At 43.8% G+C, this 22809-nt stretch carries 18 protein-coding genes and 1 pseudogene; 4 read left to right on the forward strand and 15 right to left on the reverse strand.

Annotated elements, in window-relative coordinates; all coding sequences use genetic code 11:
- Positions 1–228: 228 nt before the first annotated feature.
- Together AC58QC_RS00920 and AC58QC_RS00925 are read left to right on the forward strand one after the other, a co-directional pair.
- On the forward strand, positions 229–1767 hold the full coding sequence (locus tag AC58QC_RS00920; protein WP_497413332.1) for a response regulator transcription factor: 1539 nt from the start codon (positions 229–231) through the stop codon (positions 1765–1767).
- Positions 1764–3545: a cache domain-containing sensor histidine kinase gene (locus AC58QC_RS00925; protein WP_497413333.1), complete on the forward strand. Its 1782-nt coding sequence runs from the start codon at positions 1764–1766 to the stop codon at positions 3543–3545. Before AC58QC_RS00920 ends, AC58QC_RS00925 begins: the two co-directional genes overlap by 4 nt.
- A gap of 49 nt (positions 3546–3594) precedes the next feature.
- Here AC58QC_RS00925 and AC58QC_RS00930 read toward each other — a convergent pair whose 3' ends face one another.
- The 10 genes and pseudogenes from AC58QC_RS00930 to AC58QC_RS00975 form a co-directional block, all read right to left on the reverse strand.
- Positions 3595–7725, reverse strand: coding sequence for an OmpL47-type beta-barrel domain-containing protein (locus AC58QC_RS00930; protein WP_497413334.1), 4131 nt, complete (start codon positions 7723–7725; stop codon positions 3595–3597).
- 285 nt (positions 7726–8010) lie between these two features.
- The gene (locus AC58QC_RS00935; protein WP_497413335.1) at positions 8011–8712 is read right to left on the reverse strand and encodes a cupin domain-containing protein; all 702 of its coding nucleotides are present in this window, start codon (positions 8710–8712) and stop codon (positions 8011–8013) included.
- A gap of 143 nt (positions 8713–8855) precedes the next feature.
- Positions 8856–9314 (reverse strand): peptide-methionine (R)-S-oxide reductase MsrB, encoded by a 459-nt coding sequence (msrB, locus tag AC58QC_RS00940; RefSeq protein WP_497413336.1) that lies wholly within the window; start codon positions 9312–9314, stop codon positions 8856–8858.
- Between the two features lie 7 nt (positions 9315–9321).
- Complete coding sequence (gene msrA / locus AC58QC_RS00945; RefSeq protein WP_497413337.1) at positions 9322–10344, reverse strand: peptide-methionine (S)-S-oxide reductase MsrA; 1023 nt, start codon at positions 10342–10344, stop codon at positions 9322–9324.
- Between the two features lie 127 nt (positions 10345–10471).
- Positions 10472–10669 (reverse strand): annotated as a pseudogene (locus AC58QC_RS00950) (peptide-methionine (S)-S-oxide reductase); the annotation flags it as partial.
- A gap of 705 nt (positions 10670–11374) precedes the next feature.
- The gene (locus AC58QC_RS00955; protein WP_497413338.1) at positions 11375–11794 is read right to left on the reverse strand and encodes a hypothetical protein; all 420 of its coding nucleotides are present in this window, start codon (positions 11792–11794) and stop codon (positions 11375–11377) included.
- Between the two features lie 286 nt (positions 11795–12080).
- Positions 12081–12743 carry a response regulator gene (locus AC58QC_RS00960; protein ID WP_497413339.1) on the reverse strand — a complete coding sequence of 221 codons (663 nt, stop codon included), beginning with the start codon at positions 12741–12743 and terminating at the stop codon, positions 12081–12083.
- A complete protein-coding gene (locus tag AC58QC_RS00965) occupies positions 12740–13957 on the reverse strand; it encodes a sensor histidine kinase (RefSeq protein ID WP_497413340.1) in 1218 nt (405 codons plus the stop codon). The genes AC58QC_RS00960 and AC58QC_RS00965 overlap by 4 nt, the downstream gene beginning before the upstream one ends.
- Before the next feature lie 192 nt (positions 13958–14149).
- Positions 14150–14272, reverse strand: coding sequence for a hypothetical protein (locus tag AC58QC_RS00970; protein ID WP_497413341.1), 123 nt, complete (start codon positions 14270–14272; stop codon positions 14150–14152).
- A 24-nt stretch (positions 14273–14296) separates the two neighbouring features.
- Positions 14297–15493, reverse strand: coding sequence for an epoxide hydrolase family protein (locus AC58QC_RS00975; RefSeq protein WP_497413342.1), 1197 nt, complete (start codon positions 15491–15493; stop codon positions 14297–14299).
- 336 nt (positions 15494–15829) lie between these two features.
- On the opposite strand from AC58QC_RS00975, the gene AC58QC_RS00980 reads away from it, so the two are divergent.
- A complete protein-coding gene (locus AC58QC_RS00980; RefSeq protein WP_497413343.1) occupies positions 15830–16411 on the forward strand; it encodes a CGNR zinc finger domain-containing protein in 582 nt (193 codons plus the stop codon).
- Between the two features lie 232 nt (positions 16412–16643).
- The gene (locus AC58QC_RS00985) at positions 16644–17459 is read left to right on the forward strand and encodes a DUF2935 domain-containing protein (RefSeq protein WP_497413344.1); all 816 of its coding nucleotides are present in this window, start codon (positions 16644–16646) and stop codon (positions 17457–17459) included.
- A 36-nt stretch (positions 17460–17495) separates the two neighbouring features.
- Here AC58QC_RS00985 and AC58QC_RS00990 read toward each other — a convergent pair whose 3' ends face one another.
- The 5 genes from AC58QC_RS00990 to AC58QC_RS01010 all read right to left on the reverse strand — a co-directional run bounded on the left by AC58QC_RS00990 (position 17496) and on the right by AC58QC_RS01010 (position 22774).
- Positions 17496–18590: a GerAB/ArcD/ProY family transporter gene (locus AC58QC_RS00990; protein WP_497413345.1), complete on the reverse strand. Its 1095-nt coding sequence runs from the start codon at positions 18588–18590 to the stop codon at positions 17496–17498.
- A 29-nt stretch (positions 18591–18619) separates the two neighbouring features.
- Positions 18620–18832 (reverse strand): hypothetical protein, encoded by a 213-nt coding sequence (locus AC58QC_RS00995; protein WP_497413346.1) that lies wholly within the window; start codon positions 18830–18832, stop codon positions 18620–18622.
- Positions 18829–20109, reverse strand: a complete 1281-nt coding sequence (locus AC58QC_RS01000; RefSeq protein ID WP_497413347.1) for a Ger(x)C family spore germination protein — start codon at positions 20107–20109, stop codon at positions 18829–18831. The genes AC58QC_RS00995 and AC58QC_RS01000 overlap by 4 nt, the downstream gene beginning before the upstream one ends.
- A complete protein-coding gene (locus AC58QC_RS01005; RefSeq protein ID WP_497413348.1) occupies positions 20037–21560 on the reverse strand; it encodes a spore germination protein in 1524 nt (507 codons plus the stop codon). Before AC58QC_RS01005 ends, AC58QC_RS01000 begins: the two co-directional genes overlap by 73 nt.
- A 161-nt stretch (positions 21561–21721) precedes the next feature.
- Positions 21722–22774: a metallophosphoesterase family protein gene (locus AC58QC_RS01010; RefSeq protein ID WP_497413349.1), complete on the reverse strand. Its 1053-nt coding sequence runs from the start codon at positions 22772–22774 to the stop codon at positions 21722–21724.
- Positions 22775–22809: the final 35 nt, after the last annotated feature.

Here is a 22809-nt window from a genome sequence, read left to right on the forward strand (position 1 = left end):
TGAATAACCTGCCTTTTCCAGGCTGCGGCGGCTTGTGCCACTCCGTCACAACCATAATCATTTTGTATATTCTCATTATAGGAATGAGCAAAAGGAAATTCTATACAAGTTTCTTCAGAAACATATTCCAAATGAACGATCCTTTTGCGAGGTCATTGTTTATTTGAGCTATACGTTTTACAATACATTTGGTAAGATTAAGCGTTCAGAAAGGTGGTAACGCTTTCAATGTACAGCATATTGCTTGTAGACGATGAGAAAATAGAGCTCGAGATGCTGGCCGATTACGTTCGTTGGGGAGACATGGGCATTCGTGTCGCTGGAACGGCGAAGAACGGCAGAGAAGCGCTTCAACGCATGGAGGAACTTCGACCTGATATCATATTAACGGACGTCCGTATGCCAATTATGGATGGGCTGGAATTCAGCAGGCGGGCCAAACAGATCAATCGCAATGTCCAGATCGTATTCCTGAGTGGTCACGATGAGTTTCACTATATTAAAGCAGCTCTGTCCGTGGAAGCAATCGGTTATTTGTTGAAGCCTCTCGACATGGGAGAGCTCCAGCATTTAATGGAGAAAGTCAAACAGAAGTGCGAGGAATTCCGGATCTCCTCCCAAACTTCGGAAGTACTAAAGGAATCATATCTGAGGGAACTGCTCCTGGAAAGCAGTCCCATGATTAGATCACAATGGATCGAGAAGCTGTTATTGCTGCCATCCCAGATACCATCGAACGGTTTTTTTCAAATTTTATATATGACGGTTGACCCTGCTAGCAATTATGGTGCAGAACTCGTGACACTTATCCGCAATTTCGCGCAGGCGGAAATACCTCGTTCCTTTCTCTGTCCAATCAAAGAAGGAACCTTCGTACTTCTTTGTCACAAGCTTGATACAGCGTCGTTAGAGCTTTGCCATGTATCGGATCTACTAATTCGGTATGTAAACGAGAGAAACAACGCTATCATTTCAATCGGTGTATCCAACGTTAGTATGGGCTTGGATAGCCTATACGAATTAACTGCAGGCGCTAAACGCGCGAATGAAAGCAAATTTTATTTCGGCTTGGGATCATGTACAAAGGCCGATCAAGCTGTCGAGCCAGTGTACAAAGAGGTGAACCCTGAACCGGCAATTGCATCACTTTGTCATGCCATTTCCCACTTACAGGAATCTGCAGGCATCACCGTGATTCAAGACTTCTTTGACGAAATGCGCACCTCGAGGGTCGACCGGGATCTAGTATGCTCAAGCTCGTTGCGCCTAATTATGGCCATAGAGCAGCATTTTACCAATTTAATCGGTGGTGACTCCATCAATTCAATGTATGTCGACGATTGGAAGCGAATAGCCAATTATTCAACCATAAATGAAATCGAAGATCACATCCTGGATGTCTGCCTTTCCATCCTCTCCCTCATGAAGGAAAAGGACAAGGACAAGAATCTCCATATCGTTCATCAACTCGCTAGTCTCATCGACCGCAGCTACAGCAGACAGTTAACCATCGAGGATATCGCTAAACAAGTGTATCTTTCACCTAATTACGTACGAACCTTATTTAAGGAAAAAACAGGAGAAACGATATTGGAATATTTGACACGTGTACGGATTCATCATGCTACTGAACTGCTAAAAGATAAATCCAAAAAAATCCATGAGATTGCTGCATCCGTTGGATACGAAAACGTCTCTTATTTTTGCTCAGTATTTCAGAAATTCAAAGGAACGACCCCCAATGAATACAGGAAGAAACTTTTATGAAACAAAGACAATTGCCATTGCCACTCCGGTTTGCAGCCAGAACGTTTCTTAATCTCAGTTTGCACCGCAAATCATTCGCCGTCTTTTGCATCGTTTCGATCTTACCGTTATTATTTTTCGTCAAATATTCCTATGACACCACCAAACAGGAGTTAACAACGCAAATCTACTCCAATATGATTGCAACAACCGATCAAATTAACACAAACTTGGAAACGAAGCTTGATTCCTATTCGAAAATATCAGCATCCATTTATTTGGATAATACACTACGTCTGCTATTGATCAAAGATTACACCGAAAACGAAACAGAGTACTTGGATTCCTATATTTACTTCAATAATGTGATGAAAAATGTATTGGCGACGAATCCCGATATTCGGGCGGTATCCATCTACATAAGCAATACAACATTTCCTGCGGATAGCGTGTATATTAAGCGAATTGATGCGGCAGCAAAAGCTACCAATTGGTACGCGTCTATCGCCAACTCTCACGGTAATGTGACATACAGCGTTTCCCCAACTACAGATGCCACTGAGCCTGTTTTCACGCTGGCGCGTTTGCTCAATAACAACAGCCTTAACTTTCCTTACGGTATACTTACGTTCGATATTGCCGAAGCCGACATTTATCGGCTCATGGAGAAGGAAGATAAACAAAAGGATATTTATATCGTTAACGAGAACGGCAATATCTTATCTAACCGCAACAAAGCGCTTCTGAACCAAAATATCAGCACATTGATCCCCGCTACTTTCGGGGAGAACAACTCAGGAAGCATCGATAGCATGTACAACGGCGAGAAATCACTCGTCGTTTACAACACGATCAAGAACGGCTGGAAAACAATTTCCGTCATCCCATACAAGAGCTTTATTACGAACGCTCAAATCGCCTCTAAGCGAATTCTAATCATGGCTTTAAGCAGTATAGCGATCTCCGTTGTTTTAATTTATATTACCGCACGCTTCTTCACCAAACGGATTGAATCCCTGCTTCAAGTCATCCGGCGGGTAGAACGGGAAGATTTCAATGTCAACATGACTTTTATGGGGCATGACGAAATTGGTCAGTTATCATTTGCATTTCAAAAAATGATAGGTCGTCTGAAAGAATTGATCAATGAGGTCTACAAGAAGGAAATTTCGAAGAAAGAAGCGGAAATGAAAATGCTGCAAGCCCAAATCAATCCGCATTTTTTATATAACACGCTGGCGTCTATCTCTGCATTATCTGTTAAGCATGGAAATAACACAATTAATGAAATGGTCTCACACCTCGCCAAGTTTTACCGAATTTCCTTAAATAAAGGAAAAATGATATTGCCCATCAGTGAAGAAATCAAACTCACTCAATATTACATTGCCATCCAGCAGCGCAGGTTCGAGGGACTTCTTCGACTCCACTATGTGATTGACGATTCTGTACTTGTTTATCAGACGGTCAAGCTGGGGTTGCAGCCATTTGTCGAAAACGCCATCAATCATGCCATTTGGGATGATGAAGTGGGAATTAATATCATCATAAAAGTGTACAAGGATGATCGCGATATTTATCTGGAAGTGATTGACGACGGGATGGGCATGCGGACTGAAACGCTGGAACGTGCTCTGAATAAAACCGATAACGTCTCGGGATATGGGATTACCAATGTTGACCAGCGGATCAAATTAGCATTTGGCGACGAATACGGTGTTATACTTTATAGTAAGTTCGGCATCGGAACGAAGGCGCAAATTCGTATTCCGCTGCACGGTATTAGTTCTCAAGCATAATTGAAAATGTGAAACAAGGGGCTCTTGAAAGAGCCCCTTTTCCTTATGGCTATTTACTGGCATTTTGGATGAAGTAATCGATGTCGGCAATGAGAATGTCAGAGAACTCTTTGGTGATCTTCTTGCCGACAGTTAAAACTTGCACAAAGATTCGCAGCGCTTTTAATTGCAGGACATTCGCTTCTTTATTATGGCTGCGCACAATCGCTTCCACTTTGGCAAGCAGCTCCTTGCCTTTGTCTGAAATGGTGATCGAACCATTCGCAACACCGATGTTGATGAGATCCATGAAATGATTGGTATCTATCTGTACCTGCAGCGTATACGTATTCGCCGTCACATTTCCGGCCAGATCTGTCCCGGTTATCTCGATCACATGGTTTCCAACAGCTAAAGATGCAGGGGCAGCTTGAATTGGATTGCCCGTGATTTTCTTATCCAGTTGTAGGCTGCTATTGCTTACGCCGCTTAATGCATCCGTGATCTGAACCGACAGGTTCAACGGATCTGTCTGCCAAATTGTTAATGGACCGTTTATTCGGACAACGGGTGCTGTGCGATCGATGCCTACCGTCACTTGCTTGGGTTCCTCCACATTGCCGTATAGATCCTTCGAACGATAATGAATGCTGTAAACGCCTTCCACGGATAGCGTTACAGGTCCGTTAACAGTTACCCAATTTCCGCCGTTCACCTGGTATTCAGTCATCAGAATGCCTGTGCCTCCCGATTGATCTGCTGCGTTGAAGGTCATGTTGATGTCTTTGTTGGTAAAAGTGCCGGAACCGCTGATCCCATCCAAGATGATGTTAGTCGTAGGAGGTACAGTATCTAGCTGAAGCTTAAATAGTTTAGACTCGGCGGGCTTCAGCGTTACGTTCAGCTTACCGCTTACCTTATCCTCGGCTCCTGTCCATAGATCCGTTCGTAGATAGTCACTGATGCCATTCAATCCCGCACGGGCCAAATCGATGGACTTCGTCGAAGAGGAAGCTCCGTTGTAATTGAAGACCGCCACATAATAAATTCCATTGTTATTTAGTACGAAAGTATCGGCAGCATTTGCTCCGGTATTCCCTTCGACCGCTTGGAAAGCTTTACCTAGCAAAGCAACTCGGTTGATTTCCTTGTTTGTCAATAATTCGTTCATATAGGCTTGTGCGGTCTCATTATGAACATCATCAGAATTCAAGAAAACGGTGCCCGAAATAACGGCGGAATTCACTCTACTGCGCGCCTCGTCCATGGAACTTGCCCTCGACAACGACATATGATCTGGGTCGGTGTACGGGTAAATCGTACCATTCTGCCACCAACCATAGGTAAGCGAATTCAGCTCATATTCTGTTTCACTTATTTTGCCATATGCATCGCATGAGATTCGACGGCTGTGTGCATATTGGCTAGGGAATAACGGCGCAATCGATTCACTTATAAACATGCTGCCGTCAATGACATGATTCACGTACGCCATCCCTTGATTATAAGCTTGAATACCCGTGGTCACAGTAGGATCCGCATGCTTCCCTTCCAAAGAACCGTGCGTTAAGAAATCCAATTTGATATAAGTGAAACCTAAAGCTTTAAATTTGCCTAAATAATAATTCATTCGTGCCTTCGTACCTGGATGAGTCGGATCAAGCGCATAAGCACCGTCCAGCGTAGGCAAGATCTTCCCCGTGCTATCCCTCAATACGATGTCGCCGTACGTATATTGATTGTTCGTACCCTCAACCGTCTGACTCATATTCGTGCCCCAGTAGACGAAGGGTCCCCAATAAATACCGGCTTGCTGACCATTATGGCGAATTGTTGTCACCGCACTTTGCAGCTGACTATCCGATAAATTGTCCCAATAGGAGTCCAAGTTAATGTAGAGTGCGCCTTTGTTGTTAAAATTATTATTTTGAAGGTGAGTCTTGAAGTAATTCGACGTATCTATTACATCTTGATAGGTTAGATTACTGCCGTAGGCCCCCCAACTGTTCCAGCCTACCGGAACTTCTTGGGCAATAGAGCCGTGGAAGCTTAAAGGCGGAGTGAATACAGCGTTCGCACGTCCATATTCCTCGAGACCTTCACGATAATCTGCAAAATATCCGACAAACACGGTTGGTGATGTTATTTCATTACCAGAAACGCTTCCGTGAGGCTCAGCGTCGTGCGTCACGTTGGAAGATGCTCCGCCATACACCGTGAGGTTATTCAATTTATTATTAAACCCGTTCCAGCTAATACCCGTCTTCCACGTATCGTGAGTGACAGACCCGATCACGAGACCATTCCGATTCGCGTTATCGTAAATAGCTGTTACTTCATACCCCGTATTCGAAGTGTTGATGGATTGTGCCTTATACCGAATCCAATTATCATTATCAAATGGGACAAATAGCGCTCTGTTATCCGCATAGCTTCCAATATCCACACCGCCACTATTGTTCACAACAACAGGAGCTATGGTATTCGTCGTCATGGCTGAAGTGTTTACCGCTTTTAACTGAGTCAGAAAGAAGCTCTTTCCTTCATACACGGTATAGATTTGATGAAGCGTAGGTTTACCAGGAGACTCGTTGATGACGGTAAAACGAAGCCCCGTACCGAAACCGTCATGAACCGGGACGACCGCAGCATCCGTTAAGGTATGATGGGTATAACTCTTACTGGTGACAAGTTCGCCCAATTGTAAGCTGCCGTATACGCCTTTTACAATTTTGGCATCCTTCCATGAATAATCTGCCAGTCCGCTATCCGTATGGTACGTAATGGTAGTTTCACCGTTCGAAAATGTCGCACCATATGTATAATGCGTAACGGTGATGGAACCATACTGTTTCGACTCGCCGGGATCGCCAAGGTTGCTGCCGACGTTATCATCTTCGCCAGGATTCGGTTCAATCTTCGGACCGACTACGATTTTATCCAAATCCGGGGAGTAACCGTTGCCGTCAGCAAACTGGATCGTGTTGCTGCCAGCCACTAAATCTAAAGGAATAACGTACGTTTTCACCGTATTCCAGTCAGGTGTTTTCGGAAAATCATATGTCTCAGAAGCTCCACCGTTAGCACTGACTTGTACGGAACGAGGATCGCCGGATATATAAGAAACCGTTACTTGATAATTCCCCGTTGAACCCACTTCAACGCCATTAAATTTCAAGGAGCTGCCTTGATATAAATTGCCGACTTTTTTGCCTTCAGAACAGCTGCTGCAATTCGAAATGCTTGCTTTGCCAGCAAGTGTGTTAGCGGAAGCTTCTGCTTCATAGGTTACGATTTTAGGCGAAACCGCGATCTTATCGATATCAGGGGAGTAAGAATCGCCGTCAGACAAGATGATCGTGTTGCTGCCCACCTTTAAATTAAGATCGACGTCAAACGTGCCGATCGTATTCCAATCCGTCGTTTTCGGCAGATCATACAGCTCAGACGCCCCTCCGTTTGCACTAATTTGAACAGACCTGGGATCACCGGAAATATAGTACAGTTTCACTGAGTAGATACCAGGAGCATTCACTTGGATTTGATTGAATTGCAACGAACTTCCTTGATACAAATTCCCGACTTTCTGGCCTCCTGAACACTTCCCGCAATTGGACACCGATGCTTTGCCAGTAAGTATATTAACAGCAGACTCAGCCTCGTAATATTGTGCGAATGCCGGTTGTGTTCCGCCTCCACCACCTCCTCCAGGATTTTGGGTTACAGTGGAAGCGATTACGATTTTATCAATGTCCGGCGAATACCAATTTCCATCGTCAAACACGATTGTATTCGTACCCGCATTTAGTTGAAGCGTGACATCAAAAGTGCCAACTGTGTTCCAGTCAGCCGTTTTGGGAAAATCGAAGTTTTCCGCACTACCTCCATTTACACGGATGTTCACCGAACGAGGATCGCCGGATATGTAAGATGCCGACACTTTGTAGCTTCCAGCTTCGTTCACGGTAATGCCGTTGAATTGCAGCGAGCTTCCTTGATAGAGACCGCCTACCTTCTTTCCTCCCGAGCATACGGTGCATTCGGCAACTGAGGCGTTACCGCTTAAAATATTAACCGTGGCTTCTGCTTCGTAGGTTTGACTTTCCGCATAAGCAGTTTGAATGCCAATACCCGCGTTGGGAGGGACCGTCAATAACAAAAGCATGAATAAAGCTACCCATTTCGTAATCCTTACTCGCATAAAATCTCTCCTTGTACAATGTAATTACATTCATGTCCATTATAGGAATGAAATCAAAGAGATCTCTACACGATTATTTTCAGAAACATAACGATAATTAACTATCTTTGTAAATCACTAGTTAAATACCCAACCTTGTGCAAATTTACCCAGCGACATAGAAAGCAAATAGGCACAACCTTTTGACGAACAAAAGATCATGCTGCATAAGCTTCTTGGGGATTGCAACAAAAACAACTGAAATAGCGGACTTGCCCATTAGAAAATAATCAAGTACTTCATTCGTTATCTATGCTCCCATCCGTTCCCAATCGTCTGCGAATGCTGGGGGGAGCTGGCAGTGTACGATGGGCGCTGAACATAACCCGCGGCATTCATGCCGTAGTAATTGGCGGCCGAGTCCGTTCGTGCACCACCAACCTGAGCAGGCTTGCAGTCTGAAGGCGGCCCGATGATAACGGAATCGTGAAGCGGTGCCAACGCCTTCTGCACTTGAGCTTCGTTCAGACAGTAGGAATAGGCTAACACATTACTTGGCGTCAATCTTAGGATGTCGGATCCTAAAATAATATCCGCGACAGGCGCATCGAAAACAGCCAAGAAGTGCGTATTATCCTCGGTTGCACCGTCATAATGCCACCAGCCTTGAGGCACGTTAACCACTAGGCCCGGCTTTACCGAGAAATGCATTAATTTTTTCGTATAGGGGTTCACGATGGATACGAATCCAGCACCTGAGATGCAATAAATAAGCTCCGAGCAATTTTGATGATAATGCGGTTCGATGACACTGCCCGCGGTTAGATAAACATCCAGCAACGAAACATTCCCCAGCGTGTTCAACTGATTAATATTAAGCACATTAATATAATTTCGAGCGTCTTTCTTGAAAAAAAGATTGTTGCTCATGTCACTCGAAAATTGTGCCGTCGGCGCGGCGAAGTTAAAATTTGAAGCAACCATACTAATCCCTGCCTTCCGAGTCATTAGCCCACCTGATTAAATATCATATGAATCAGCCTATTCGGAAGTGCATGCGAAAAATAAAGGCGACTTTTCATTCAGGATTGAATGCTAAGTCGCCTTTATTCATTTAAGCTCTGACATTGTTTCAAGGAATCGATAATATCTTATTCATTATTGAATTGCGCGGCATAAGCGCCATATCCTCTTTTTTCAAGATCCGCTTTCGGAATGAATTCCATAGCTGCCGAATTCACGCAGAATCGTAAACCCGTTGGTCCAGGTCCGTCCTTGAACACGTCGCCTAGGAAGGAATCCGCATTCTGGCTTCTAACTTCGGTCCCCAAAAAATCTTTGCGTTTAAGCACTACGCTGTTTGATTCCAGTGGCTTTGTGAAACTAGGCCAGCCAGTACACGCATCGAATTTGTCCTTCGAGCTAAACAAAGGCTCACCGGAAACGATATCTACGTAAATCCCCTCTTCCTCGTTATCCCAATATTCGTTACCAAACGGCTGCTCGTCCATGCCATGCTGCGTTACGTTATACTGGAGTTTAGTCAACGTCTTCAACTTATCTTCTTTGTTAAAATCTCTATTAAATCCTTGATTTGAGCTAGTTTTCATTTCTCCATCACTCCCCCAAATAGTGTTCAAAATTAAATCCGCGGCCGGAGAAGAACTCACTCAACCTGTACCTTTTAGTTGAGCGGGCTTTTTCGTAAAAGTCCTGATGTTCGTCCTCGGCTTTGTAAAACGTGTTTGCAGCAGCGACCTTCGTTACAACCGGTTTATTGAACCCTTTGGATGCTTCCAATTGCTTTCGGGATGCTTCTGCCAACTCTTGTTGTTCATTACTTGTGAAAAAGATGGCCGATTGACTGCCCGTATCCGTAGGATCTACGTTTCGCCAGAAAACTCGGAGCAACTCATCATACGTAATCACATTCGGATTATAATGTACTTCGACCGATTCGAGATGGTCCGTAGTATGAGAAACGACTTCGTTATAGGTCGGATTTTTTTTATTTCCACCCGTATAGCCGGAATACACACTATAGACGCCGTCAAGCTTCTGGAAAGTATCTTCCATGTGCCAGAAGCAGCCACCCGCAAAAATAGCAGTATCGGACGAACTATCAGTGTTTTCATTACCCGTCGTCAAAACATCTTTAACCTCGCTTTGAACCTCGGCAGCTATCGATTTCAGCGATTTCATCATGCCGTAAACAATTCCTTGGTGATAGAACAAATGCAACGTAGTCGAGTAGATGAGTTCTCCGATATTTTGGGCTTGCAAGGAGTTCTCTTTCACGGGTTCATCTAATCTATCCTTCAAAGTCTCATTGACATAATTTCGGAGTTCGATCAGCTTGGCCATTAATACATCCCACTCAGGCGGTTCTTCTTTCCATTTCGCAGGTTTCGAACCGTAAGCGAAAAAGGCTTTATAGTTTTCCGGAAGGCCCATAGGTTGCCCGGAAAGACCGAGTACATCGAATTCTGTAATGAAAAGAACGTGCCCTAGATGCCAATGGATGTTGTTTTTAAATCCTTCTGGAATGACTCTGCGTTTCTCCGGCGGACATTGATTGAATACATTAATCAATTGATTCACGTGTTTGTTAAATATACGAAATGCGAATTCATCTCTCATTCAATAACCCCTCCATTGTAATTAATTATGGATAAAAGCTACTTATCTCGATTAGATCCTTGTTCACTCATCTTGTAGAAGATTGAATTTTTCTTGTAATAATCCTGGTGTTCATCCTCGGCTTTGTAATCTGATTCGGGTTATAACGAACTTTCACCGATTCGAGATGTCCTGTAGTTTCAGAACTCACTTCCGCATAGGTGGGATTTTCCTTATGTCCTCCTGTATAACCACTTTCAACTTGTAAGACACCGTCAAGATTTTCGAAAATCTCTTCCATAGGCCAGAAGCAACCACCAGCAAATATAGCGGTTTCGTAAGGCATGCTCGAATTTTCGTCACCTATCGTTAAAACCTCTTGCGCCTTTAACATTTCTTCTTTTTTATGAAAATAACTATAAAAGGGATAAACAATAAAGACTATTAGAGCAATTAGTAACACAACTAATGTACTTTTTTTAAATTTCATTTCCCCATACTCCTCTATGATCTATGCGGGATGGAGAATCCCCTCACTTACTCTTAGTAGTTCAAAAAACAATTAATTTCAGTAAAAGATCCAACCAATAAAATAATGAGAAGAAACACAATTATTATTTGTTTATATTTCTTTATATTCATTTCCCACAACTCCTCCGCTAATTACAAATGATAACCAACGTCGCGTTGAAGACAGTAAAGACACCTTACACACTCTGTTCCACCAGAGACAGGTATTCGGTCCTCTTGTCGAAGCTGCAATCACATCCATTAAGCAATGTTTTCACTTGATTCATATGATCTCCTCCTTATATATGTAACCTACTATATTTAGTTTATTAGTTACAATACACACTTTACCACGAACAAAATAATATTGCAAGTAACTATCTATTAATATTTTAAATGTTACAAAAGTGAGCGTAACAAATAAAAATCCCCTCCAAGTTGAACCCATTCCTTATGGTATGATAAGGATTTTTCTGAGTTTCTACTTAAAGGGGCTGCAACCATGTCGACATTAGCTCACTGCTTAGATGTCTTTATACTGCTATTTCCAAACCATTTGATTTAGAGTGGAATTGGATTGACTTTTGTTTGGGTTTTCCACATCAAAAAACTCGTAGCAGACTTCCAAATGCTCGGTCAAACTAACTGAATCACTTTTGCTACTAATCTCATCTAATCTTTTGACCAGCGCAGTTGCTTCATCAAACATAACGGCGCGGCCTATATATGAAATAGAAAATTCCATCAAGTAATAACCGTTGCCGTTCTCTTTTGCCGTATTCAAGATCAAGGTTACATCTGGTGACGAATAATCTTCATCTTCATTTTCAATTTGATACGAATAAATATGAATTACCCACATTTTAGAGCATTCACCGCAATAACAATTATCATGCTTATGTTTTTCCAGTTCAAACCAGCCCTTTTTCATGCAATCTCTCCCTTTTTCAACTAATTTCATACTCTCACTTCCCACTCATGCGTCTTTTGCATCTTGCCATCTTGCCTCACTCGGATAACTTTTCAAGAAAAAAATAAACCGTTTGAAAACAACGGTTTATTTCATCGGATGTTAATAAATAGGAATAGGCCTGCAACGAAAAGCTCTTACTTATACTCTTAGTTTAACATGGATAAAATGAAATCAAATCTGTGAAAAGTCATGAAATGCATAAAAAAGAGGCCAAACATTTGATCGTAAACCATGATAAATTTCATGATTCCGTGCCAAAAGTCATGCCCCACATTCAAATAAGATGACGTACGGAAAATACAGCTGCTTGCGTCCTGTCACGTAACCCCAACTTCGCTATCAGATTGGAAACGTGATTTTTCACAGTACCCTCTGTAAGAGACAGCAAGCCAGCAATTTCTTTATTATTGAGACCTTGTCCCAGTAATGCGAGTACTTCTTTCTCTCGTTCCGTTAATTGTCTCAGCTCATCCGGCTCATTTTTACTTAATGGGTGTTCCTGACCCAGGTTCATATCTGACAATTTTTTATATTCTTTGAGAAGCATCCTCGTGATATCGTGTTGAAACACCGTTCCTCCACAGTACACGGATTGAATAGCACTAATAATCGCCTCGGACGGCATATCCTTCAATAAATATCCATGAACGCCTTTCTCCAACACTTTCAAGATGAGTTCTGCATCATCGAATGTTGTTAGAATCAATACCTTCGTCCTTGGAAAGTGCTTAAGGATCAATTCTGATCCTTCAATGCCATCCATTCCCGGCATTCGTATATCCATTAAAACGACATCTGGTTCCCATTCGACTACTTTAGCAAAAGCATCTCTCCCATCCTCGGCTGTTCCAACTACTTCCATCCCCGGCTCCAGACCGATGATGGTCGCAAGTCCGTCTCTCATCAATCGCTGATCGTCGACAATCAGGATTTTCAATTTTGTCGCTCCATTTCCTTCTTAGAATATGGAAATTTAATTTCAACTGCAAAGCCTGTCTTCTGATTCATCTTAAAATGTACTTCTCCGTTCCACTCCTTCACCCTTTCTTGTAAATTTTTCAATCCAAACCCCATTTTAAGTTTAGCAGGCAACTCTCCATCATTACGTATACTAAGAGATAATACGGTTTGGGCATAGTTTAACAAAATAAGAGCTTTGGTCGCATGACCATGCTTCTGAGCATTGGTAAGGGACTCCTGTACAATTCGATAAGCCGTTAATTGAAGATCTCCAGGAAGGGCAATGGGGATACCTTCGACTTCAAAAATGGTATGCACCTTGGCAAATTTGGTAAACTCTTCTGCTAAGCTTTTAAGGTTTTCATTTAAAGATGTTGATGTAATAGGCTCGTCTCGTATAGCCCTTACGGAAAAACGCACCTCTTGTAAAGCAGACCTAATTAAATCCTCACCTTCCAAGTATGCTTGCTCACTACGTAAAGTATCCAACTTACTTAATTTGCGTGCGACTTGCATTTGAACCAACAATGCCGTCAGTTTATGGCCAACCGTATCATGAATATCCCGTGCAATTCTCACTCTTTCCCTCGCGGCTGCCCACTCCTCTGTCTTGCTTACATACTCTTGCAGCCGTTCATGGGAATGCATCAATTGTGCATATAGTTGTATTGTGTCCATACGTGCTTTTTGATGAAATTTAATCAAAATACTCACAATACAAGCGAACACAATAAACGAACAGGAAATATAATAGCTTGTTTCATCAAACCGTTGATACATATGCCAATCAATGCTGCCCATTGTAATCACATAGAGCAAAAGTAACAATATACAAGAGATGATGAGCACTCGGGTATTCTTTGCAAACATGAAGATCGCTAAAGCCGTAATTCCGTTAAATAAATCATTAGGGAAATTGCCTCCGATATAAACATAGCCATATGAGGCAGATACCAAGAAATCGATGATCAGCAGGTGCAAAATCCATTGTTTTTTTATGCTGGAGTAAAATAGATTAACGAAAAGAAAAACCGTCAAGGAGAGTACAACAATGCTTAGTGTCCTAAAGATCGCAAGCGAGTGTTCATAATAAAACGCCCCTGCCAAGACTAAATCAAAAACGAGCTTCAGCCCGAAAAGCCATCTCAATGAAAATGGATTTCTCCATACGCTTTCAATTACTTTCAGCATCGTATATAACTCCCATATTCATTCAACTTCCAAGGTCTCTACTTCTAAGAATATACATATCCGCAATTTAGTTTTTACCATAACGCAATGTCCTATTAATACATTAATAAAATAATACGAACTCAGAATCGTTCTTAACCATCCTAGTAATAATAAAAAGAGGCTGCTACGAAGCAAGCCCCTCTTTATTATTTAATGTTTAGCATTCCACCATGCGTCACTAAAGCCGCGTGTATAGGCCATATAGAACATAGCTTTCATTTCTTCTGTAATCCCTGGGTACTCTTTGATTAATTTAGATAAACGTGCTTCCATGAGTTCAATCTCTTCTGGTTCCATTTATCGTAGCGACTTGAATGCGACGCGGAGTTCAGTTGTAAGAAGCTCTGGTTGTTCCCAGGCCGCAAAGTGTCCGCCTTTTGGAAGTCTGTTGAAGTGAATTAGATTCGGGTATGCCTTCTCTGTCCAGCTCTTCGGAGCTTCATAGAGCTCATCTGGGAATACGCTAACGGCAACTGGAATTTTCACACCTTTGACACCGAAGAAGGAGATTCCAGCTTTACCGTTCTCTGCGTAGAGACGAGCCGCAGAAAGCGCCGTGTTCGTAAACCAGAAGAGCGAGATGTTATCCAGAATGTCGTCGCGCGTTAAGCCTTCTTTAACACCGTCAAATGATCTGACGATCAGGGCAAGGCTCTTCCAGTCGTGGTCAATCATAAAGGCTGCTAAACCGACAGGTGAATCCGCCAGTCCGGTCAGCGTCTGCGGGCGCGTTCCCATGATAAAGGCGTAATAGAATTTATTTTCGATGACTTGCTCGTATGTTTTCTTCTCTTCGTCAGATAGGCCGGATGGCATTGGGTTACCGGACCAAATGGCCGCATCAACGTCGGCTGGAATCACGCCAGCCATGTTGGTGTGAATGGCGATTAATCCCTTAGGTTCCTGAACCCCCATCATGTCAACAACGACCGCACCCCAGTCTCCGCCTTGCGCAACATACTTCTCATAGCCGAGACGAGTCATAAGCTCACCATAAGCACTCGCAATGCGTTTAGGATCCCAACCAGTCGTGGTCGGCTTACCCGAAAAACCATAGCCAGGCATCGATGGAATAACGACATGGAAAGCATCCGCTGCGCTTCCGCCATGCTCCGTAGGGTTAGTAAGCGGTTCGATAAGCTTCATTTGCTCGATAATCGAACCCGGCCATCCGTGTGTAATAATGATCGGCATCGCATTCTCATGCTTCGAACGAACGTGAATGAAGTGAATGTCCAGCCCGTCGATTTCAGTAAGGAATTGCGGCACAGCGTTCATTTTCGTCTCAATTTTGCGCCAGTCGTACTCATTTGCCCAATAACGTGCGAGTTCTTGGATCGTTGCTAGTGGCACGCCTTGCGATTGATCCGAGACAGTTTCCTTCTCAGGCCATCTTGTAGCGTTAATACGATTGCGTAAATCAGTTAGTTCCTCTTCAGTAATATTCACTTGAAACGGTCTAATAGCATTCTTGTTGATAGTTGTTTGTGTCATTTTTCATTCTCCTTTTTAGTGTTTGATTTTGTATTTTGTTGTTCCCAGTAAAATAGTTAGACGCAGTACATACGATTCTAGAGTTCGTTTTGTAACAACTAAATTTCGTTTAACCAGTTACGGAATGTACTATATCACGAAGAATTTTATTTATCAAGTAACCATCTAAAAATATTTTGTTTGTTACACCAATAAATATGTTCCCTTACTCCCAGGCTTTCAGGTGGTCACTGCCTCGGTTGTATCGGTTACGCGCAACCACCTAGACACTAGCTAAGTTCTTATTTGGGTGTTACAATAGAAACATTCCACATGAAACAAGGGAGTTGCGATGCGATGTTATGGGACGATTTTTTGAAAAGCGACTATCACGACTGGAGAGGCAGCGGTCATTCCGAGGACCGTCTGGACAAGCCGGAATGGTTGGAACAATTGCTAGCCATTCACAACCTTCCCTATCCAGGCGCTACGTCCGCGGATGAATTGGATCAACTGAAACGGTTGAGGGGGCACATGCTGCGTATCGTCCAAAAATTGACGGTGAGTGAGTCCACGGACCCCGTCGACCTAGAAGGGCTGAACCAAGCGCTGTCCGACGGACCAATGATTCTACGCCTCGCGGAATCGGATTCAGTTTTTCGCTTGGAATCCACTTACTTACAAGCTGGCTGGTCCCGAATCAAAGCGGAGATAGTCGCTTCCTTCGGTCACCTACTCGCGGAAGGCGACCCCTCTCGCTTGCGCATTTGCGATAATCCGGATTGCCGTGCGGTTTACTACGACGAAACCCGGAACCGTACCAAAAGGTTTTGCGCCGATAATGTTTGCGGCAACTTAATGAAGGTCCGACGGTTCCGTGCACGCCAAAAAGCTGCCAAAACCGACGACTCCATGGCACAAGGTTCAATCGAAAGTTGATTCCCCTAAAAGAATGCGAGGAACAAGCATGTCGAGACGAGTTGAAAGACTTCCTGCTCGGGATGGGCAAGGAAGTCTTTCAACTCGTCAAAGAAGCCCTGTGGGGGAATTACCCCAACAAGGCTTCTTTTGTTAGAACGCGTAATTCACCTGATTCCAGGCATCTGACAAGCCGGCGTTCACATAGTGTAATACAGGGATAATATGCCTTCTTAAAAAGGAGTTATGGAACATGACGAAAATGGGCTTTGAGGACGGAGCTCTCTTTGAGCTCCGATTTTGGCTGCAGGTATTCGGCGACCATGCAAGGTTTATCCGGGATTCGCTGGCTTCAGGCGAGGATGTAGAAATATCCAGAGCACAGCAGTTCATTCAAGCCTTTGATAGCATGTTGGATTCAGCGAGGATGAATCTCGATAGCAGAGGCATCGCTGCCTTACTCCATGCTGTTACTCCTTGGACCTCACAATTGCGTGCCTTTAAACTTCATTTGCTGCAACGGTCTTTAACGGGGAATATTGTCTTCGGCTTAGCCCCGACATTTTTGAATCATATGGTCGATGAGCTTGACGAAGGGATGCGCGTTTTTGCGGCACTAACCAGCGGCCAACTGCCTCCAGCAGGGCCGGCGGTTCACCAGCATTTACTATGGCTTCGAGATGCAGCCGGCCACGCGGCCATATTGTCAGGGGAATTTGATATGGTAGAGAAAAATTTGAAAAATGAGAGCGGGGAATTCGAAGGCAACTTTCAGTCCCTTTATCTCAAAGCGATCGAACTTGCGGGTTACATGCGTACTTCATTGACGGATTTCCCAGCTTTGCGCCGATTTAATCAAGAAGCTAATACCGAAATGCTCATCTTCATGAAATTTCTTTCCGAAATACAAGAGCTTACAGCCGGAAAAGAATTATTGAGCACATTGAGCGTGCTAATAACCGATCATATGTATCGGGAAGAGTGCTATTATTTGATTAAACTCTCTCAAGCTGCCGTAGGCGTGCCACGCCCTGATTGCGATCCTGCTAAACCTAGAGCCGAGAACTAATCATATTTAGACATATCTCCCCGCTTCGCTACTTCTTTATTGTTGGAAATTTTTTCGTTTTATTTGAGAGCAAAGCAGCAAGACCAGAGGAATAACAAGCTGGAAAGGCACTGAAACCCATGGCCAAATTTGCTGCTGAAAATGGATTACGTCCAGCTGATTTGGATGTAGAAACAGAGACAGCTCGAACAGCGCCAACCCAAGTGGCACGATGTAAATCTTGTGATTTCGGGTCCCTATCGTCTGCGCTAGAGCTAAAGAGGCAGTAAATAGACAAACGGTCAGCTTCATGAATTCACCAAATACCCAAACGGTAAACACGATCGGCTCAATGCGTTCGAAAAAATCCCCTACAGAGATGTACATTGCGGACATATAAGAGGGAAAAACTTGTTTACTCGCGAGTTCGCCCATGACCAGGATATTCACGATATGGGATGTGATCAACCATAAGCCGGACAATCCGATTACGGAGAGGACCGTCTTTTTTACTTTTTCGACGCTATTAACGAAAGGAATGATCATTACAAATAGCACCGACTCGCCCAAAGGAAATGTTGCGACTTGCGCGGCTCCGTTGAACACGGGACGCCAACCTGTTTCTAACACAGGAAACAGATTGCCTGGATTCATATCCTGTATCGATAACACGATGAATATAACGGATTGCAATACCACAATAATGATTAATAGAAGCGCGCATCTACAAATAACTTCAATCCCTTGATAAGCGGCCCAAGCGGCCATTGAGATCATGATCAAACTAATCACAACGCTCGGGGTTCGTGGCAATAATACGGCTCCTGTAAGATCTTCAAAATTGCGCAAGACGTAAGCCCCTAGCTGGAAGCCGTACCCTGCATACAAAATCCCGATCGTTTTCCCTATCCAGGTGCCAAGTAGGGTCTGCGCAATTCCGATTACCGACTTTTGCGGGAATCTTCTGCATAGTGTCGCATACACCCAAGCAATACAGAGCCCGGCAAGGCTGCCGATGACGGCGGATATCCAAGAATCATGCCCTGTGGTGTAACCGATGGGCAACGACATCGAGCTTGCTACGATAAATATGAACATGAGAGCCCAAAGCTCAGTATTGGAGATAAGGATGTTTAGTCCAGAGCTTTTCATCTACGAGTCCCTTCTCCGATCCGTCATCGTCATTTCAATAAAATCGAGAGCCATTTTTGCAAAATCATTGAAGGGCTCATGATTTGAACTCCCATCGTCATACACAAACCGACAACGGTGGAGATTGTTAAAATGAGCCCTACAGTCACATATTCCTTCATTTGCGCCGTCTTTTTCATTACCTTCAGTTGTAACCAGAAGAGAAAGGCAACGAAGAACGAGTACATCGCTATATTCGTCATTCGGTGTGAACTCCTTTGTTTTCTAAAGAAGAATTAATCATACCGGCTCTTCGCAGGTGGATTTGAGTATCTACGGAAACGACTGCATGAGAAAAAATCATATCCCAATCATCTCTCACCGTTTTCCATGTCCCAAATTGATATTGATGCACCAACAGTCCGAACCCGAATATGTCAGATTTCAATTCCGTTTGCGCTTTCTTTATGCTGTTAAGCGTTTGCTCCGTAAGCAGTTTATTAAGTCCTTGTTCAATTATTGCTACGTTTTCCGGACGACTGATATCCAGCTCTACATTACTTTCATTAAGCAAGCCATCACCACGCAGCTCGATATGAATAGTTGCTTTACCGTCTTTGATAACCGTTTTTATTTTTCTATCCGTTTTCTTCAAAACAACGCCGACACTCCCTCCGGCCTCCGAAATCCTTTCGGCCAGATATTCATGCTTTAATTCACCTTTAATCCACCTGAGGCTTCTCGTTTCTATATCATTCAAGTATCCCGCCAATTTGTAATCTTTCATTACCGCTGTCGAGGAGAGATGAAATACATTTAGCTTCGATTTTTCATCTTCTTTTTCAACCAAAGTCTGAGGTTTCTGAATCTCTACTGCTCCCAATACAGGTACGATTCCGTCTCGTTCCTGGTTCATCAAAAAGTCCCGGAACGTAACCGCCGTACCGACTCCGTTACGCTCCAATTCTCGAACCTCCTCTGACGGTATACGTTCATAAGGATGATCCATTCTCATCAGTTCTACGGCCTGTTTACCTTTGGCCACAACAAGGTAAGTCCGAAGTCGGGTCGCCGGATCCCTGGAATAGTAATCCAAAACTTCCTTTATTCCCTTTTTGGCGAATCTTTCTCCGATGAAGACAACCCGGCGATGTCCTTTAAAAAATTTTCGCGAAAGAAGTTGTTGACACTTTCTCTCTACATCATAAATATTTGTCCCCGTGGCGGATATTACGTAATACGTTTTGTTAAGTGTTCCTAACGTACTCCCCTCTGTATGGGGGGTAGGGATAGGTACTTGAATAGAAACAAATATACGGCCATCTTCGGTTATATCCAGCCCAGATGCCATGAAAAGGGCAAGGTCATTCATTTCCACCCTATCCCAACAACCGCTCAAAAGGGGAACCAACATAAGCAAAAGGAACGTCCGCGCTTTCTTGTAGGGCCTGTTTTCTCCTCTGCACATTACGGTTTCTGTCCTTTCGGTATGCGGGTTTGTCGCTTCCCTTCCTGTCCAGGACGAAAATACATGGTCCATAAAGGCGCCCGAAAAATAGTATCCTTGAGACCTTGAAAGCTAACCGGTGCCATTGGAAATAAATAGGGCACGCCGAGCGACTTGAGGCCTGCAAGGTGGATTAATATGCAAAGCAGTCCTACCGTAATGCCATAAAGTCCAAACATCCCAGCAAGCAGCATCATAGGGAACCTCAGAATCCGAAATGCAAACGAAAAATTATACCGAGGGATGACAAACGATGCAATTCCCGTTAATGACACCACAATAACCATTGGGGCAGAAACAATACCGGCTAGCACGGCTGCTTGACCAACGACAAGGCCGCCCACGATACTGACAGCTTGACCAATTTGCTTAGGCAAACGAACTCCGGCTTCACGTAAACCCTCGAATGTGCTTTCCATAATCAGCGCTTCTACGATTGCAGGAAATGGAATACCTTCCCTGGCGGAGGAAATGCTTAATATCAGTTTTGTCGGAATCATTTGCTGATGGAACGTGGTTAAAGCAACATATACGGAGGGTAAGACCAGAGCAATCAAGGTTAAAATTAGCCGTATAAAACGAATCAAATTCGCAAACAGAACACGATCGTAATAATCCTCTCCCGCCTGAAGAAATCCCCAGAAAGACATTGGACCACTGATGATGAATGGGGAGCCGTCGGTCAATACCGCAACTCGTCCTTCCAATAATGCGGATACGACATAATCCGGTCGTTCTGTAACGAGATACTGAGGAAAGGGAGAATACGTGCGTTCTTCGATAAATTGTTCAATATACCCGGATTCCAGCACGCCATCGATCTGAATGTTCTGAATTCTGGACTTGATTTCTTGAATGACTTCAGCGCTAGCAATATCTTCAATATAGGCGATCGCCACTTCTGTTTGGGTTAGTTCCCCTACGGTTATCGACTCGATTTTCAGCCGTGCAGAACGTATTCTTCTACGGATTAAACTTGTATTGGTCCGAATGCTTTCGGTGAACGAATCGCGAGGACCTCGAACCGTGGCTTCCGCAGAAGACTGCTCGACGGCTCTTGTATTCCCACCTGGAATGTTGAGAACGAGCGCTTCCGTTTGACCCGCTATCAAAATGACAATAGAGCCCTTTAATACATGTTGAACAATACTTGGAATATTCGCTGCTCTTTTCACTTGGCTGATGGCAATTAATTGATTTTGCAGATAAGAAAGAATGTCATGCCTATCGTCCAATGTCTCTGATGAGCTACCTGACATAAGTGATTTTAGCACGGTTTCGTCCAACTGTTTTTCTTCAATTAACCCATCTATATATAAGAGAAGAGCGTTCTTTTGACCACAGATTTGAAAAGAGCGGAACATCACGTCTGAGCAAGATTGAAACGTGTTCTTTAATACAGCTTCGTTTTCTTCCAATGAGGATGTCAGAATGCTGCTTATCGTGTCGTTCTCCAGCCCTTTATCTTGGTACTCTTTTGACATAAGCGCAAATACCCCCACGTTAAGCAATGAAAACATTACCTATAGTTATGTTCATCCTGTTTCTAAATTATGTAAAAACCTTGGAAATCTTCGATCGAGAACAACAAAAAATGCAGCCCCTATTTGTTAGGGGCTGCATTTGCTTGGCATAAGACTAAGCGTCAAATGATAGGAACAGTGTACGTTGCGGGTTCAATCCATGTCTGATCGGAAAACTCTCGGCCACGAACCACCACTTCGTTGTTGTAGACCTGAACGTACATGCCTTGAGCTACATTTGGATTGTCGCTACTGCGTGTTTTGCCGACAGAGGCGTTATTGAACCAGTGAAATGAGTTCTGTGTATTATAGTGACTCTCCGTTGCAAAGTTACGATGGGTGTGCCCGGACAGCACAAAAACATTCTTATATGGCGCCAAAATTGCCCGAAACTCCTTCGCCCTGAGCAACTGTGGCGGTTTCCCGTCCATATCCGGCGCCGGCAGCGGCTGATGGATGAAGACGAAAGCAGGCTTTCCATCAACATGGGATTTCATCCTATTCTCAAGCCAGGCAAGCTGCTCATCCGAATACCATGCGCCCTCCCCTACCTCAGGATTCTCCTGCACGTATGCCTCTTGGGACATCATAATCAGATGAACATCATTGATCCAGACATCCTTGTAGGGCTTATCCTTGTAACCGAAAAACTTCATGAAGCGTTCACGGGACATCGCATCCGTTTTCCCGTTGGGCACTGTCTCAGCGGACCATTCCCCCTTACTGTTGATCCAAATGTCGTAAAAGTCGTGATTGCCCATATTCGCGTAAATTGGCGGTAATTTGTACTTGTCTAATACTTTTCGAAAAAGCTTGTAATCCACCTCGCGGCCTACATCCGTGATATCCCCTCCGAAAACAATCGTATCTACCGGCGACTCGAAGCGACTAATATCTTTCAACGCTGAATGAAGCTTATCAGTAATCGTAGAGGTTCCATTGTCGGAAATATGCACATCGCTAAGAAGGAAAAAGGATAGCAATAGTCGCTTGCCTTCAGAGGCGACAGTAGCCGGTTGTACGGATTCTAGGGGGATTTCTTCCTGTCCCGCAGCCACAACTACAGGCCCGTTCGTCTCCCGACTTTTCAAGATTTGCTTAAGCAGAGCCCCGCCACCGGTTAAGGCAACCGCGGCTGCAAGTAATCTTTTGACAAACTGTCTTCTAGAGATCATGAACCTCCCCCTACTTTCTGTTATTATCTTTATTT

The organism is Paenibacillus sp. J22P51, assembly GCF_059692215.1.

What these genes read in the sequence shown, in the direction of transcription:
- AC58QC_RS00920 (WP_497413332.1), top strand. Translation starts at nt 229, where the DNA reads ATGTACAGCATATTGCTTGTAGACGATGAGAAAATAGAGCTCGAGATG.
- AC58QC_RS00925 (WP_497413333.1), top strand. Translation starts at nt 1,764, where the DNA reads ATGAAACAAAGACAATTGCCATTGCCACTCCGGTTTGCAGCCAGAACG.
- AC58QC_RS00930 (WP_497413334.1), bottom strand. Translation starts at nt 7,725, where the DNA reads ATGCGAGTAAGGATTACGAAATGGGTAGCTTTATTCATGCTTTTGTTA.
- AC58QC_RS00935 (WP_497413335.1), bottom strand. Translation starts at nt 8,712, where the DNA reads ATGACTCGGAAGGCAGGGATTAGTATGGTTGCTTCAAATTTTAACTTC.
- msrB (WP_497413336.1), bottom strand. Translation starts at nt 9,314, where the DNA reads ATGAAAACTAGCTCAAATCAAGGATTTAATAGAGATTTTAACAAAGAA.
- msrA (WP_497413337.1), bottom strand. Translation starts at nt 10,344, where the DNA reads ATGAGAGATGAATTCGCATTTCGTATATTTAACAAACACGTGAATCAA.
- AC58QC_RS00955 (WP_497413338.1), bottom strand. Translation starts at nt 11,794, where the DNA reads ATGAAATTAGTTGAAAAAGGGAGAGATTGCATGAAAAAGGGCTGGTTT.
- AC58QC_RS00965 (WP_497413340.1), bottom strand. Translation starts at nt 13,957, where the DNA reads ATGCTGAAAGTAATTGAAAGCGTATGGAGAAATCCATTTTCATTGAGA.
- AC58QC_RS00970 (WP_497413341.1), bottom strand. Translation starts at nt 14,272, where the DNA reads ATGGAAGCACGTTTATCTAAATTAATCAAAGAGTACCCAGGGATTACA.
- AC58QC_RS00975 (WP_497413342.1), bottom strand. Translation starts at nt 15,493, where the DNA reads ATGACACAAACAACTATCAACAAGAATGCTATTAGACCGTTTCAAGTG.
- AC58QC_RS00980 (WP_497413343.1), top strand. Translation starts at nt 15,830, where the DNA reads ATGTTATGGGACGATTTTTTGAAAAGCGACTATCACGACTGGAGAGGC.
- AC58QC_RS00985 (WP_497413344.1), top strand. Translation starts at nt 16,644, where the DNA reads ATGACGAAAATGGGCTTTGAGGACGGAGCTCTCTTTGAGCTCCGATTT.
- AC58QC_RS00990 (WP_497413345.1), bottom strand. Translation starts at nt 18,590, where the DNA reads ATGAAAAGCTCTGGACTAAACATCCTTATCTCCAATACTGAGCTTTGG.
- AC58QC_RS00995 (WP_497413346.1), bottom strand. Translation starts at nt 18,832, where the DNA reads ATGACGAATATAGCGATGTACTCGTTCTTCGTTGCCTTTCTCTTCTGG.
- AC58QC_RS01000 (WP_497413347.1), bottom strand. Translation starts at nt 20,109, where the DNA reads ATGGACCATGTATTTTCGTCCTGGACAGGAAGGGAAGCGACAAACCCG.
- AC58QC_RS01005 (WP_497413348.1), bottom strand. Translation starts at nt 21,560, where the DNA reads ATGTCAAAAGAGTACCAAGATAAAGGGCTGGAGAACGACACGATAAGC.
- AC58QC_RS01010 (WP_497413349.1), bottom strand. Translation starts at nt 22,774, where the DNA reads ATGATCTCTAGAAGACAGTTTGTCAAAAGATTACTTGCAGCCGCGGTT.